The organism is Spirillospora sp. NPDC048824 (assembly GCF_043198455.1).
GTDB lineage: Bacteria > Actinomycetota > Actinomycetes > Streptosporangiales > Streptosporangiaceae > Spirillospora.
Window position 1 is genome coordinate 1 of sequence record NZ_JBICUS010000010.1, and the last position, 14397, is coordinate 14397.

Below are 14397 nucleotides of genomic sequence, written 5' to 3' on the forward strand. Positions count from 1 at the left end.
TCGCATGTCCGGAACTCCACCCGATCGTGATCATCCCCGGGCGCCCCGCCGACCAGCAGCATCATCCCCACAGCCACGATCTACAGCTGCCGTATCAGCGCACCGCACGACTGCTAGACGGCCGGGCTTCCCGATCCGTTGACACCGACCACGTCAGCCAACTCCCGGGGATCACTCCCGGAGCACCGGCATACGGACCGGCCCGGGGGCGACCCAGCGGGCCCGGGGCTCCTCACAGCAGGCCGACCGCCTCGGATGGATCGATGACGGCCAGGTAGTCGTAATTGCCGGTGCCGGCCGTGCGTTCGAGCGTCCTGATGATTTTCTGGCCGTTGTCGCGTGGACCCTGGATGTAGAAGGGCTTGCCGTCTTTGCCGAAGGTGATGGCGCTGGGCGGGGACCACGGCCCCAGCAGCTCGGCCGCGGCCTCGAAGTCGGGGTGGGGTTCGAAACCGAGGCCGCGGGCGTAGTCGACCGCTCCGTACACCAGATGCCGAGCCAGCTCCGGGGGCGCGGGCACGCGCCTGCCGGAGAAGGAGAAGAAGAACTTGTCGGTGTACTCGGGGAGGCGGCTCGCGGCCATCTCCTTGGGCGGCCATGCGTTCTTGACGCCCAGGCAGTAGACGTCGACCAGGAATCCCACGGCCCTGACCCGGTTGTGTCCGGCGGTCCGTGCGACAAACACCCCGGCCAGGCCGGATGACTCGGATTCGGGTGCAACGAGGCCGGGCCAGTCGGGCTCACCCGCGACCGTCAGTCCGCTGCTCCATTCCGGTGTGACGTAGCAGGCGACGATTTCATCGGATTTCGCGTGGGCCGCTGCCACGGCCCGGATCAGCGGGGTCACCTTGGCCGGGGACAGACCGAGAGCACGGGCGATCTGTTTGGGAGAACGTCCGGACGCGCGGAGTTCCCTGACCCGGGCCAGGAGTTCGTCGTTGTTCATGTGCGCCTTCAGGGGTATCGGGTGCGGTCATCTGGTCGGAGTTCAGCCCGGCGGGTGGAACCCCGCCTGGTCGAGTAGCTGTTGGAGCACTTTCTTTCCCGGGTGGGCGGCGCGGAGTCGGGCGACGAACTCGGAGTGCTCGAGCTCACGGCCGCATCGCCCGGCGAGGTTGCGTGCGGTGAGCAGGCATCGGATGGCGTCCTCATAGCCTGGACGGCTCCCGCGCCGGATGTGGGTTTCGGCCAGATCCCGGTAGAAGGGGATCGCGTCCTCAGGGTGGGTCCGCGCGTGGGCCTCGAGGACGCGCATCCGCAGATCGTGGTCAACCCGGTGATTCTGCACGATGCCCCACGCCGCGGGAACGTCGTCTTGGCGCAGCAGGATCCGTACCAGCAGGTCCGCATGCTCGGCAGTCCGGGCGCGCAGCAGGTCCATGGCACGTGCTCGCCATGTGGCGTCCTGGCCGGCCGCGTCGGTCAGGTCGACGTAGGTCTGCACGGTGGGGGCGGTGGTGAACCTGGTCCACAGCACCTCCATCACGTCCACGTCACGGCCGGCGCGCCGGTGGCAGTCCAGGGCCAGCGACAGCAGCCGGGAGTTCGCCGGCTCGTCGCTCAGTCCCTTGGTAATCCACACGAGTGCGTCGTCATCGCGGCCATCGCCGATCAGGACGTCGGCGATATGGACGAAGTCCCATGATCTGGACGCCGTGCGGGCCAGGAACTCCACTACGGCGTCGGTTCCGCCCTGGGCACGGGCCAGCCCTTCCCGCAGTTTCCGCAGCTTGTAAGGCTCCCGGCCGTTCCCGCCCGGGGCCGCTCGTTCCCGTTCCAGGAGCTCCCCGTAGCGGTTCAGGCCCTCGGGCCCGAGGACGTCGGCGTAGTCGACCAGGTTGTCGAAGGTTCCCCAGCCGCTGCGCAGGGCGCCGGCCAGCAGCCGTCCGGCGAGTGCGACGGGATCGGGGGCACCCGCGCGGCACGCGTCCAGGTGCAGGTCGGCGGCGCGCACGAGGGCGTCGGGCAGGTCACCGCCGGAGCATCCGTCCTCCAGGACCTCCTCCAGCAGGCGGATGGCATCCTCGGTGATGTCGACAACGGCGTCGGGCGCCTCCTCGAGCAGACCCTCGATGTCGTCGAGGACCTCCTCAAGCTCCTCGGTATCGGGATACCACTCGTCGAACCCGTAGTCATCACCGTCATCGCGCTCGGCCGTCAACTCGGCGACGACGCTCGCGATGTCGTCGCGCAGTTCCTGGATGACAAGGGCGTCCGGACCGCCGGCCGCCTCCAGCAGCCGGCTGGTGAGAGCGGGGTCGCCGACGGCCAGTTCGGCGAGCTTGGCCGCCAACCACCCGGAGTCCTTGGTGCGCAGTACGGCCAGCAGGTTCGGTTCACGCCGTTCGCGACCCGAGCGCAGCCAGGTCAGCGCCACCGCCACCGCATGCTCGCACAATTGCGGGGCCGGGGCCGCGCAGGAGATGTGGGCGCAGTTCGCGCCCAACCCCGCCGTGGTGACGAGCAGATTCGTCGCGATGCCCTCGACGTGCGCGCCGACGCGCGTCCCCTCCACCGTCACCGCATCCACCAAGCCGCGATCGGCGAGCGAGCGGCCGGACTCGAACGCATCCTCCCCGGCTTGGGAGCGCACGGTCTGCTCGGTGATCTCTACACTGGCCATGCGGCCCATTGTCCCGCGGCCGTAGCGGCGCAGCGCCGCATTCGGTCATTCCCGCCGCGACGTCAGGCGACCGAGGGTCGTCCCGCGGGGAGAGTTGCGCGGTCGAAGCGGGCGATGAGGCTGGGTTTGCGGTGGTGCTTTTGGTGCAGGAGCGTGAACCGTTCGGTGAACTCCCGGAGGATGCCCGCGCGCTCGGCGATGACCTGTAGGTCTTTGAGGAGCTCGACGGCCACGTCGTAGTCGGACGGTTTGCGGGCGTCGATCAGTTCGTCGACACGTGCCCAGGTGATCTCCGGGTCGCGGGCGATGGCGTCGAGTCTCTTCTCGCGAGCCGCCGCGCGCTGCTGCTCGCGGCGGGCCTCCTGCGCCGTGCGTGCCGCCTCGGCTTCGCGTTCACGCTCGTGGCGGACTTCGGCGGCGGTGTCCAGGAGTTCGGCCACCGTGCGCCGGGGACGGTCGTCCTTTCCGGCGTCGGGTTCGCCACGGAAACTACGGAGTAGCTCCATCTGGACCTGGTGCCCCTGACCTTGCGCGACTCGGAGGAGGAAAGCCTTCCCGGCCTTCACCGGCAGTTCCTCGATCCATTCCGCGAGCCGGCCGGAGTCGTCCTTGGCCTCGGCCAGGGGCGGGCTCGTCCGGGCGGCGACCTGGAGCAGGTCGGGGTCGAGGCGGAGGAAGTCGGCAAGAGCGCGCTGGGAGGCGGTGAGGGCACGCAGTCCTGCGGGTACCGGCGGCTCGAGTTCGTCTTCTTCGTCCTGCTCGAAGGCGTCCTCGTCGCGTTCCCACCTTCCGTAGGCCGCGAGCCAGGCGAGGTAGAGGGGGCGCAGATCTCCGGCTGCGAGTTCGGTGCGCACTCCGATGATCGCCGAGAGGGAGTCCTCGGCGCCTTCGACCCAGTCGCCTCCTTCGTCCTCGCTGGTCAGGTCAAGGATGAGGTGCTTGCCGGAAACCTCGACGGTGACGTGGGGGTCGATGCAATACCGTTCGGCGGCCTTGAGGGGGAGCAGCGTGCGGGGAAGTCGGAGCATCACCTGGTGGGTGCCCCAGTTGGTGACGTACAGGTGGGCGTCGTAATAGCGGCGCATCATCGTGCGCGGGTCACCCCGGAAATCGCCCCAGTCGTATTCGTTCGTGAAACTGGTGGCGGTGATCCGTGCCCGCGTGGACAGTGCGCGGACTTCAGCCTGCTGCCGTTCGTCCAAAGGCTGGTCGACGGCCAGGAACTCGTAGTACTGGTAAGTGCTCATCTTCGCTCGTCGTCAGCGGGCCCAGTGCTGGTAGGACACCCAGGACGTGGGCAGCTCCACCAGCGCGTCCAGTTCGGCATCGTTCAGCCTTGTCACTCTCGTCAGAGTAGTGACGCCGCGCGAACGATGTGAGATTTCATCCGAACCGGGCGACCACAAGGGTGGCGCCGGTGTTGCATCGGGGGTGGGCGGTTATGTGGTCAGGTTGATGTGGGCGGTGATCGGTAGGTGGTCGCTTCCGGTGGTAGGCAGGGTGCGGATGTGGCCGATGGTCGCCGAGCGGGCCATGACCTGGTCGATCCGGGCCAAGGGGAAGGCGGCGGGGAAGCTGAAGGCCAGGCCGCGCTCCGCCACGTTCAGTTGTGAGGTCAGCGGGGCCAGCCCGCGGTCGTCGACCGTGCCGTTGAGGTCGCCCAGCAGGATTGCCGCTTTCAGCTTTTCGGCGGCGACGGCCCTGCCCAGCAGGGTGGCGCTCTCGTCGCGTAGGGAGGATGCGAGGCCGCTCGTCCCGACGCGGACCGAGGGTAGGTGCGCGACGTATACGGCGATCTCACCGTGCGATGTTCGGGCCACGGCCCGCAATCCGCGGCTCCAAGGCTCCGTGATTGCCTGGGCCTTGATGTCCAGGGACTGGGCCGCGGTCAGCGGATGCTTTGACCAGAGTCCGACGGTGCCGTGGACCGTGCGGTACGGGAAGTCGGAGGCGAGGGCCTTCTCATAGACCGGCAGGGCCGAGGGCGTCAATTCTTCCAGCGCGATGAGATCCGGTTTCGTGTTGGCCAGGGCGCGTGCCGTGCCCGCCGGATCGGTGTTCTCGTCGCTGACGTTGTGCTGGACGACGACCAGGTCACTCGCCCCGGGCTCGGCCGCAGGCAGGAGCAGCCCGCCGAAGTGGAGCGCCCAAGCCGCCACCGGCAGGAGAAGGGCCACCAGCGCGGTGGCCGAACGGCACAGCACCGCCAGGGCGAGCAGCACCACGACCAGCAGGCCGAGCCATGGCAGGAACGTTTCCAGCAGGCTTCCCAGATGGCCGATGGAGTTGGGCACGGCCTTGTGGAACGCCAGCAGGCCGGCGGTCACCGCCGCGAGCGCGGCCAGCACCCGGCCACGCGTCCAAGCCGATCGTCGTCTCTCGTCCTCGTCATCGTCCGGATCTCGTCGGGCCGCCCACCTGGACACTGCTGTTGTCAGCGTCGTCGCGCCGCCGCCTGCCCGCGCCTGTTTCACCATGGCTTCCTATCCACTTGGCCTTGCCTCCTTTAGGACCGGCCACCAGGTGGACCAGTTCTGATCTCTACCAGTTGCAGACGGTCTGCAGGTGGGCTCCGTTGGAGGACAGCTGACGGCAGTACGGTCCGCGGGACGGGAACGCGTTCGGAGGATGCGGCGAAGGGGGTGATGGGCGAGTACTTCGCATGAGAGGCGTACGTGATGGAGACGCGAACTTGACCGCGGACGTGGATCGGCCGCCGGTGGCGGACGCGGAGCTCACCGACAGGTTTCGGCGGGATCCGGACGAGTTCACCGCTGTCTACGATCGCTACTTCCGCGATGTGTACCGGTATGCGGTCGGGCGGCTGGACGTGCAGACCGGCGAGGACATCGCCGCGGAAACGTTCGGGCACGAAAGCCGTGTCGTCACCTCGCTGGCCGCGCAGCGTTTGCAGCCGCAGCTTCTCGCGGCCCTTACCGGGCTGAACCAGCGGGAGCGCGATGTCGTCCTGCTCATCGCCCTCGGCCAGCTCAGTCATGGGGAAGTGGCGCAGACGCTCGGCATTGCCGATGGCACGGCGCCGGCAGTGGACCCGCTTCGACGGTGGGGCGCTCAAGAAGGTTCCTGGGCGGCATCCCGTCACGCTGCGCGGCACCGATCTGGGGATCGCGGAGATCGCGGAGCTGCCGACGTCCCCTGCTGAACTGAAGGCGACGTTGCTGAAGAGCAGGACCACGGAGCAGGAGAACGCGGAGATCACGGAGGAGACCCACCTGCTCCTGCTCCTGACCGGCCTGCTCGGGGACGTACCGGCGCCGCCCAAGGTCCGCGCCGCGGCCCTGCGCGCCCTCGCCGCGCTGCCCCACGTCGAGAACCGGGGGAAGGTCCCCGGTGGGCAGAGCCTGCTGTTCGCCGCCGACGGTGGCGGGACGAACCTGGTGGTCAACCCGAAGACCTCCGCGGTGAACGCCGAAGGCTTCGCCGACATCAACGGGGGGCGGGAGTCGATGGGCTCGACCAACTCCACGTCCGGATGGACCAACGAACTCCCCCGATAGTCGGCTCAGAGGACGGGACGTGAGCCTCCCACCGCTGCGATCACGGAATCAGGTGATCACAGCGGTGGGCGGTGGGCGCGTCCGGCCGGAACCGATCGCTCACCGGTTCCGCCCCCGGGCGCGCTTGGTCAGGCGCCGGCGTCGGGTGGCTGTTCGGGGTGGCCGCGGAGTTCGGTGTTGATGCGCATGGCTTCGGCGAGTTGGTCTTCGAGGATGATGATGCGGCAGGCCGCCTCTAGCGGGGTGCCCTCGTCGACCAGGTCCCGGGCGCGTTGGGCCAGGCGCAGCTGGTAGCGGGAGTAGCGGCGGTGGCCGCCGGCGGAGCGTTGCGGGACGAAGAGCTTGGCCGCGTCAAGGCCGCGCAGGAACCCCGGAGTGACGCCGAGCATGTCGGCGGCTCGGCCCATGCTGTAGGCGGGGTAGTCCTCGTCGTCGAGTTTGTCGTCCAGGGCATCGCCGGCTCCGGCGGGTGCGGCGGTCGCCGGGCCTGGTGAGGTGGTCTGCGGGTCCTGGTGCTCTTGGTGACTGCCGGATCGAGCCGGGTGGGTGGAGTTCACAAAACCTTCCGTACTGCCATGTGCCTGCTTTCAAGGCTCAATGTAGAGAGGAAACGCCGCTGGCCCCGGCGCCGAATGGGCGGCGCCGGGGCCATGAGGTACAACACCATCTGTCCGGCCTTCGCACTGCCCGTTCAGACGGGGCGAAGGCGCGGGGATCGCAGTTGCGTGACCGTGACCACTGTCAAATCTGTGGAGCTGCGGTACCCGAGCGGCGTGACTGGAGCCTGCGACGGGCGATCCCGATGGTGCCGCCTTCCTCCTTTCGTTTCCTACCTTCTGTTCACTACCTGTTCTCTTGCCATCACTTGCGTTCCTGCGGCCGGCAGCCCGTTGGCCACCGGTGACCAGGCGGGGTGTCGGAGTCCCTTCCACTGCGTTGACCCCGGCACGCCCGGCCTGCGTCATCCATCTCACCGGGCAGTTCGTCCTCTGCCACGTCTCATGGACTTGTTCTTCGTCGATGGCAGAGACTCTACCCACCTCTCGCCGGAAAATCTACTTCCGTGGGCACATATTTCTTGTGATCCACCTAACGTGTTCTTCGCGCTGTCGGAGTCGGTGTCGGGGCGGTCGGCGGGAGGGGGCGTCTCGCCGTTTGACCAGGTGTCTTCCGGTGCAGACTGTTCAGGTACGAGGCCGTCAGCGGGGGAGGCGGGCCTGTGGGGTGCTTTCGGAACGTTGCCGGGGTGGTGTTGTGCCTTGGCCTGCTCACGGCGTGCGGGGCGGACGGCGACGGGGGCGGCGATGCGCCGGCCACCGCGGAGGGGTCTTCGGTTCGCGGGAAGGTGATCGTGCTCGATCCCGGTCATAACGGGGGCAACGCGTCACATCCTGAGGAGATCAACAAGCAGGTGTCGGTCGGGAACGGGCGTAAGGCATGCGATACGACCGGCACCGTCACGCCGGAGGGCTACTCCGAACACGCCTTCAACTGGGATCTGGCGAACCGGCTGGCGAAGGTGCTCAGGGACAAGGGCGCCGAAGTCACGTTGACGCGGGAGAGCGACATCGGCGTCGGGCCGTGCATCACGGAGCGGGCGGCGACCGGTGGGCGGGTCGGCGCCGACGCGGCCCTGTCGATTCATGGGGACGGCGGTCCACCGTCCGGGCACGGTTTCCACGTCATCGTGCCGGCGCCCGTGGCGGGAAACGCGGGAATCGTGGACGAGTCCGTGCAGCTCGGCAAGGCGATTCGTGCGGCCTACCACGCCGGGACGGGCCTGCCGTACGCCACCTACATCGGCGAGGACGGCCTGGACCGGCGCGATGACCTCGGCGGGCTCAACCTGGCCAAGGTGCCGACGGCGTTCATCGAGTGCGGCAACATGAGCAACGAGGTGGAGGCGGCCAAAATGGCCAGTCTCACGTTCCGGCGACGCATGGCCGACTCTCTGGCCAAGGGTTTCGAGGATTACTTCAGCCGATAGAACGTGTTGCGTTGCCCCTGGCGGTGGGCGGGGTTTCCCGGCAGGATGCGGCTTGCGGGCCGCGTGCCCCTGGGAGATCTCATGGATCTGGTACTCGTTCTGCTCGTGGTCGCCGGCTCTGTCGGCGGGCTGGTTCTCCTGTATCTGCGGGCCGGCGGCTCGGTGAAGCGGGCGTTCGCGAAGGCACCCGCGTCGACGGTCGCGGCGGCTTCCGGGGTGTGCCGGCTGTCGGGGCGGGCCAGGGCGGTGGGCGCCGTCCCGGCGAGTGAGGCCAGCGGACGTTCGTACCTGGCGCGTGAGCTGGCGATCGTGCCGAGTTCGGGCGATTCGGACGGGACGCACCGGTTCGGGCAGGCGGTCGACTTCCTGCTGGACGACGGCAGTGGTGTCGCACTCGTCAGGGCCGCGGGCGGACGGGTCGCGGTGGCGCGGGACTTCGAGGCGCCGGTGACGACGCTGGACAAGGTTCCCTGGGTCGATGACCTGCTGCGTTCCGGCGGTTACCGCAACGGTTCTCCAGCGACCTGCCGGATCCGCCTGTACGAAGGGGTCATCGACCAAGGAGCCCAGGTCGGCGTTCTGGGGCAAGCCGAGCCGCCGGACGACGCCGCGCGCGCTCTGGGTGCCGTTGTGGTCATCAGAGGGACGGCGTCCGAGCCGGTGATGATCCGTCCTGAACCGTTCAGCGAGTCAGCAGACTCCTGAGGGCCTTGGTCACTTCGGCGGGGGCCTCCTCTGCCATGAAGTGGCCGTAGGGGACGGTGGTGTGGTCGAGGTCGGCGACCCATGCGCGCCACAGGGCGACGGCGTCGTAGCCGAGGGCGGCGCCCCAGTCCTGCTGGAGGACGGTCACGGGCATGCGGAGTCGAGTGCCCGCGTCACGGTCGGCCTGGTCGTGTTCGACGTCGATGCCTGCGGACGCGCGGTAGTCGGCGACGATCGACGGGATGGCGTTGCGGCCGGCGTCCAGGTAGGCGGTCCGGACGTCGGCGGGGATCGCGGACGAGCCACTCCCCCAGATGTCCAGGAAGTGGCCGAAGAAGGCGTCCGGGGCGCCGGCGATCAGTTCTTCGGGCAGGCCCGGCGGCTGGGCCATGAGGAAGAGGTGAAAGCCGACTGCGGCGGTGACACCGTGCATCGCGTCCCACATGTCGAGGGTCGGGAGGACGTCGAGGCAGGCGAGGTGGGTGACCGTGTCCGGGTGGTCGAGGCCGGCGCGGAAGGCGACCAGGGCTCCGCGGTCGTGTCCGGCTAGAGCGAAGCGGTCGTGGCCGAGGGCGCGGGCCAGGGCGACGATGTCGGCGGCCATGGTGCGCTTGGAGTAGCCGTCGGCGGGCTTGTCGCTGTCGCCGTATCCGCGGAGGTCGGGGCAGATGACGGTGTGGTCGGACGCCAGGTCGGCGGCGACGTGGCGCCACATCAGGTGGGTCTGCGGGAAGCCGTGCAGGAGGACGACCGGGGTTCCGGTGCCCGCGACGGCCGCGTTGAGGGAGACGCCGTCGGCGACGGGGATGCGGCGATAGTCGAATCCGGTGATGGTTGGCATGACTTCAGGCTGCCGGGCGTGGATGAGCATTCGATGAGCGCGCTATAGCGTTGCCTGCGTGGGGGTCGTTTTCGGGGTTTTGGGGCCGGTGACGGCGTGGGACGGCTCCGGCGGCGTGCTCGCTTTGAGGGGGCCGAGACATCGTGCGGTGCTGGCGCGGCTGATCGTCGCCCGGGGGCGTGTCGTCCCGGTGACGCGGCTGGTCGACGATCTCTGGCTGGATCCGCCGCCAGACGCGGTGGGGGCGGTTCGTACGTTCGTGGCGGCGTTGCGGCGTGCCTTGGAGCCTGAGCGTCCGCCGAGGGCACCGTCCCGGCTGCTGGTCACCGAGGGACCCGGGTATGCGCTGCGGGCCGACGTGGACGGGGTGGACGCCTGGCGGTTCGAGCAGGTGGTAGGTGACGTGACCCGTCCGGCAGAGGAGCTGATTCCGCGTCTGGACGAGGCGCTGGGGTGGTGGCGCGGGCCTGCTTATGCCGATTTCGCCGACGAGCACTGGGCTCGTGCGGAGCGTGCGCGTCTGGCGGAGTTGCGGTTGCGGGCCGTCGAGCGCCGGGCCGAGGCGAAACTGGCGCTGGGGCTCGCCGCCGATGCGGTGCCGGATCTGGACGCGCATGTCGCCGAGCATCCCTGGCGCGAGGAGGCGTGGCGGCTGCTGGCCCTCGCGCTGTACCGCACGGGCCGGCAGGGGGACGCGCTGGCGGTGCTGCGCCGGGCCCGGACGCTGCTGGTCGAGCAGCTCGGGATCGACCCCGGTCCGGCGTTGCGCGGGCTGGAGGACGACATGCTGCACCAGGCCGACCGCCTGGAGCCCGGCCAGGACGCGGCGTCCCGCGTGTGGGCGCAGGCGACCGAGGCGTATGACCGCACGGTGGCGTCCGGTGCGCGGTCCCGGCTGGAGTCGACGGTCGGGATCCTGCGCAACCTCGCGGTGACCGGCGGCGGTGGACTGGAGGCGGCGCGCGAGCAACGCATGGCGGCCATCGCGGCGGCCGAGGAGCTGGGCGATGCCGAGCTGACCGCGCGGGTGATCGGCGCATACGACGTCCCCGCGATCTGGACGCGGTCGGACGACCCGGAGCAGGCATCGCAGGTGGTGGCGGCGGCGGAGCGCACCCTCGCCGCGCTGACGGCCGGCGGGCCCTCGGTGACGCGGGCGCGGCTGCTGGCCACGGTCGCGCTGGAGTCGCGCGGTACCCGCACCGGCCGCGGTCGTGAAGCGGCTCGGGAGGCGGAGCGGATAGCCCGCGGCCTGGACGATCCGGCGCTGTTGGCGTTCACTCTCAACGGCGTGTTCATGCAGAGCTTCCATCGGGCGGGGTCGGCTCCGCAGCGGGACGGGATCGGCGCCGAACTCGTCGAACTGTCCGCCCGGCACGGTTTGGTCAGCTACGAGGTGCTGGGACACCTCGTCCGGCTCCAGGCCCGGAGTGCGCTCGCCGATTTCGCGGGAGCCGATGGCCATGCCGCGGCGGCGGAGCGTCTTGCCGAGCGCCATGAGCGTCCGCTGGTGGGTGTGTTCACCGCCTGGTATCGGGCGCTGCGGCTCGCCGCGTCCGATCAGGTGCCGGGAGAAGAGGTGGAGGCCGCCTACCGGGACGCCGTTGCGCGGATGGACGGTTCCGGTATGCCCGGGTTCGAGGCCGGGTTGCCCGCGCTGGCGGAACTGGCCCTCCGGGTCCGGGACGGGCGGCCTGCGCAGACGGACGCGCACACCGATTGGGGGCCTTACCTGCCGTGGGCCCGTCCGCTGGTTCTGCTGGCGGAAGGGCGGCGAGGCGAAGGCGCCACGGCACTGCGGAAGGCACCGGATCCGCCGCGTGATCTGCTGTTCGAGGCCATGTGGTGCCTCACCGCACGGGCCGCCATCGCGGTCGACGACCGCGAGGCGATGGAACGTGCACGCGACGAACTGGCCCCGGCCGCGGAGGAACTGGCCGGCGCCGGCAGCGGGCTCCTCACCTTCGGCCCGGTTTCCCGGTACCTGGACGACCTCACGGCCGCACTCCGCTGATCAGGACCGCTCTGGTCCCTGACCCGGGGTCTCTAGAACCAGCAGGGGCCTGTTCCCCACGCCCACGTCCATTCCCAGGGGAGTAGGAGGTGGATGTGGCAGTTCATGTTGCCCCAGACGATGTAGGGGCCCTTGTCGTCCCATCCGATGTCGCCCATGTTCTCCTCCACAGCTGTCTGGAGAGGGGCTGGGAGTTGCTTGACGACGCTCTCCGGGACCTGGCGTTCGGGCTCGGGCGTGGGGGCCGCCTGGGCCGGGACCGTTGCGGCCAGGGTCAGCGTCCCGGATAGCGCCAGAACCGCCGCCGCCTTGCTCAGCTTCTTCATGGCCCTGATTCTGACGACGGCGGACGCAAATTTCTTGTCACCCGAGCAACAAACTGCCAGCGTCCACTGGCGCAGTCGGCGTGGCCGCGCGAAGCTCGTCCGCTGAATGGTGGTGGGTGGGGGGCTGGATGACGGTTTACCTGGGGGGACGTTGGTTTGCGCGCCCTTCGGGTAGGGCCGCACGAAACCAGCGAGAGGAGACGGTGTCGTGACGGACGTTTCGAGTGGGGGGCCGCAGCCGGGGGACGAGCGTCCGGTGCTCACCAACCGGCAGGGCCACCCGGTCTACGACAACCAGAACCAGCGCACGGTGGGTTCCCGGGGCCCGGCGACGCTGGAGAACTATCAGTTCCTGGAGAAGATCAGCCACTTCGACCGGGAGCGCATTCCAGAACGTGTCGTCCATGCGCGGGGTGTGACGACGTACGGGTTCTTCGAGGCGTACGGGAAATGGGGCGACGAGCCGATCGCGTCGTACACCCGGGCGAAACTGTTCCAGGAACAGGGGAAGCGGACGCCGATCGCGCTGCGGTTCTCCACGGTCATCGGCGGCCGCGACTCGTCCGAGGCGGCGCGGGACCCGCGTGGGTTCGCCATCAAGTTCTACACCGAGGACGGCAACTGGGACCTCGTCGGGAACAACCTGGCGGTCTTCTTCATCCGCGACGCCATCAAGTTCCCCGACGTCATCCACGCGCTCAAGCCGGACCCGGTGACGTTCCGCCAGGAACCGGCGAGGATCTTCGACTTCATGTCGCAGAGCCCCGAGTCGATGCACATGCTCGTCAACCTCTTCAGCCCGCGTGGAATCCCGTCCGACTACCGGCACATGCAGGGCTTCGGCGTGAACACCTACAAGTGGGTGAACCAGGCGGGCGAGACGAAGCTCGTCAAGTACCACTGGATGCCGAAGCAGGGTGTGCGGAGCATGACGGGGCAGGACGCGGCGGCGGTGCAGGCCGGTGAACTCGGGCATGCCACCAAGGATCTGCGCGACGCCATCGACCGCGGCGAGTTCCCGGAGTGGGAGCTTCTCGTTCAGATGATGGACGACCACGAACACGCGGAACTGGACTTCGATCCGCTCGACGACACCAAGGTCTGGCCCGAGGACCAGTTCCCCGCGCTGCCGGTGGGACGGATCGTCCTGGACAAGAACGTCGAGAACAACTTCGCCGAGAACGAGCAGATCTCGTTCGGCACGGGTGTTCTCGTCGACGGCCTCGACTTCTCCGACGACAAGATGCTCGTCGGGCGGACGTTCTCCTACAGCGACACGCAGCGCCACCGGGTGGGGCCGAATTACCTGCAGCTGCCCGTGAACCAGGCCAAGGGCTCCCGGGTGCAGACGAATCAGCGCGACGGGGAGATGGCCTACTACGTCGATTCCGGGGGCGAGAACCCGCACGTGAACTACGAGCCGTCCATCACCGGCGGCCTGCGGGAGGGCCGGGATCCGGTGCACGACGAGCAGGGCCCGGAGATCCGCGGCCGGCTGACCCGCATGCGCATCGAGCGGGCGAACGACTACAGGCAGGCGGGCCAGCGGTACCGGCTGATGGAGGACTGGGAGCGCGACGATCTGGTGAGCAATTTCGTCGAGCTGATCTCCGAGTGCGCGCGTCCCGTGCAGGAGCGGATGGTGTGGCATTTCCTGCTGGTCGAGGACGACCTGGGGCTGCGCGTCGGCGACGGGCTCGGGATCGGCCCGGATGACGTCAAGCATCTGGATCCGCTACCCGGCCAGGACCTCACGGACGAGGACAGGCAGCGGCTCGAGAACCTCGGGAAGAACGGCCCGCGGAACGTGGACGGGCTGAAGATGACCCACTGCGTCCCGAACGAAAGGGCGGTCCACCAGCACTAGCGGCAGGGACGAGCGTCCGGCCTAGTTCTCGCTGAGGAGGGCGTGGAGGCGGCGGTCCATTTCGGGGCGCATGGCCCGGCAGTGGCCGTCGACCGCGGCATCGACGATCTCCTCCTCGGCGGTGAAGGCGGTCTCCATGACCGTGATGAACTCGGTCGTGGGCGGGTAGATGCGGGCGGCGGCGTTGGCCGTCCGGCGGACGACGACGCGGGCGCCGGCGCGCAGCGCCGACTCGAAGTGGTGGATCTCCTGGCCGGCGTGGGCCTCGCTGGCTCCGAGGTCGCGGAACGAGTCGAGCACCGCCCCCCGGTCCCGGACGCCGAGGTAGCCGGTGAGGGCGTCCCGGACGAGTGTCAGCACGGCACTGGCCCGCACATGCGTGTAGGCGGGGACGCGGGTGGTGATCTCGCCGACCACCTCGGCGGTGATCTCGTCGAGGCGTTCGGTGAGGAACTGCTCCAGGTCGGGCTTCATGGGATGTCCCCCATGTCGTTGGCGGGTGCCGCCCGCGCGAGC

14 protein-coding genes are annotated in these 14397 nt (G+C 69.1%); 6 read left to right on the plus strand and 8 right to left on the minus strand.

What is annotated here, in order from left to right; translation table 11 throughout:
* Positions 1-232: 232 nt before the first annotated feature.
* The 4 genes from ACGFIS_RS20640 to ACGFIS_RS20655 form a co-directional block, all read right to left on the minus strand.
* Positions 233-847 (minus strand): helix-turn-helix domain-containing protein, encoded by a 615-nt coding sequence (locus ACGFIS_RS20640; RefSeq protein ID WP_392972157.1) that lies wholly within the window; start codon positions 845-847, stop codon positions 233-235.
* A gap of 141 nt (positions 848-988) precedes the next feature.
* The gene (locus ACGFIS_RS20645; RefSeq protein WP_392903992.1) at positions 989-2623 is read right to left on the minus strand and encodes an SWIM zinc finger domain-containing protein; all 1635 of its coding nucleotides are present in this window, start codon (positions 2621-2623) and stop codon (positions 989-991) included.
* Positions 2624-2685: 62 nt separating this feature from the next.
* Entirely contained in the window at positions 2686-3870 is a 1185-nt protein-coding gene (locus ACGFIS_RS20650) for a hypothetical protein (protein ID WP_392903989.1), read from the minus strand.
* Between the two features lie 192 nt (positions 3871-4062).
* Complete coding sequence (locus ACGFIS_RS20655; RefSeq protein WP_392903986.1) at positions 4063-4971, minus strand: endonuclease/exonuclease/phosphatase family protein; 909 nt, start codon at positions 4969-4971, stop codon at positions 4063-4065.
* A gap of 344 nt (positions 4972-5315) precedes the next feature.
* Here ACGFIS_RS20655 and ACGFIS_RS20660 point away from each other — a divergent pair, with 344 nt between their 5' ends.
* Entirely contained in the window at positions 5316-5786 is a 471-nt protein-coding gene (locus tag ACGFIS_RS20660) for an RNA polymerase sigma factor (RefSeq protein WP_392903983.1), read from the plus strand.
* A gap of 13 nt (positions 5787-5799) precedes the next feature.
* Positions 5800-6141: a hypothetical protein gene (locus ACGFIS_RS20665; RefSeq protein ID WP_392903980.1), complete on the plus strand. Its 342-nt coding sequence runs from the start codon at positions 5800-5802 to the stop codon at positions 6139-6141.
* A gap of 128 nt (positions 6142-6269) precedes the next feature.
* Here the strand turns inward: ACGFIS_RS20665 and ACGFIS_RS20670 are convergent, their stop codons facing one another.
* Positions 6270-6548: a MerR family transcriptional regulator gene (locus ACGFIS_RS20670; protein WP_392972314.1), complete on the minus strand. Its 279-nt coding sequence runs from the start codon at positions 6546-6548 to the stop codon at positions 6270-6272.
* A 944-nt stretch (positions 6549-7492) separates the two neighbouring features.
* Here ACGFIS_RS20670 and ACGFIS_RS20675 point away from each other — a divergent pair.
* Positions 7493-8128, plus strand: coding sequence for an N-acetylmuramoyl-L-alanine amidase (locus tag ACGFIS_RS20675; RefSeq protein WP_392972159.1), 636 nt, complete (start codon positions 7493-7495; stop codon positions 8126-8128).
* Positions 8129-8209: 81 nt separating this feature from the next.
* Entirely contained in the window at positions 8210-8833 is a 624-nt protein-coding gene (locus tag ACGFIS_RS20680) for a hypothetical protein (RefSeq protein WP_392972161.1), read from the plus strand.
* Here ACGFIS_RS20680 and ACGFIS_RS20685 read toward each other — a convergent pair.
* Positions 8811-9674: an alpha/beta fold hydrolase gene (locus tag ACGFIS_RS20685; protein ID WP_392903971.1), complete on the minus strand. Its 864-nt coding sequence runs from the start codon at positions 9672-9674 to the stop codon at positions 8811-8813. The two genes, ACGFIS_RS20680 and ACGFIS_RS20685, sit on opposite strands and share 23 nt — an antisense overlap.
* A 58-nt stretch (positions 9675-9732) precedes the next feature.
* Between ACGFIS_RS20685 and ACGFIS_RS20690 the strand changes: the two genes are divergently transcribed.
* Positions 9733-11688, plus strand: coding sequence for a BTAD domain-containing putative transcriptional regulator (locus ACGFIS_RS20690; protein ID WP_392972163.1), 1956 nt, complete (start codon positions 9733-9735; stop codon positions 11686-11688).
* A 32-nt stretch (positions 11689-11720) separates the two neighbouring features.
* Here the strand turns inward: ACGFIS_RS20690 and ACGFIS_RS20695 are convergent, their stop codons facing one another.
* The gene (locus ACGFIS_RS20695) at positions 11721-12014 is read right to left on the minus strand and encodes a hypothetical protein (protein ID WP_392903966.1); all 294 of its coding nucleotides are present in this window, start codon (positions 12012-12014) and stop codon (positions 11721-11723) included.
* 208 nt (positions 12015-12222) lie between these two features.
* On the opposite strand from ACGFIS_RS20695, the gene ACGFIS_RS20700 reads away from it, so the two are divergent.
* A complete protein-coding gene (locus ACGFIS_RS20700) occupies positions 12223-13881 on the plus strand; it encodes a catalase (RefSeq protein WP_392903964.1) in 1659 nt (552 codons plus the stop codon).
* A 21-nt stretch (positions 13882-13902) separates the two neighbouring features.
* On the opposite strand, the gene ACGFIS_RS20705 is transcribed toward ACGFIS_RS20700, so the two are convergent.
* Positions 13903-14355 carry a hypothetical protein gene (locus ACGFIS_RS20705; protein WP_392903962.1) on the minus strand — a complete coding sequence of 151 codons (453 nt, stop codon included), beginning with the start codon at positions 14353-14355 and terminating at the stop codon, positions 13903-13905.
* Positions 14356-14397: the final 42 nt, after the last annotated feature.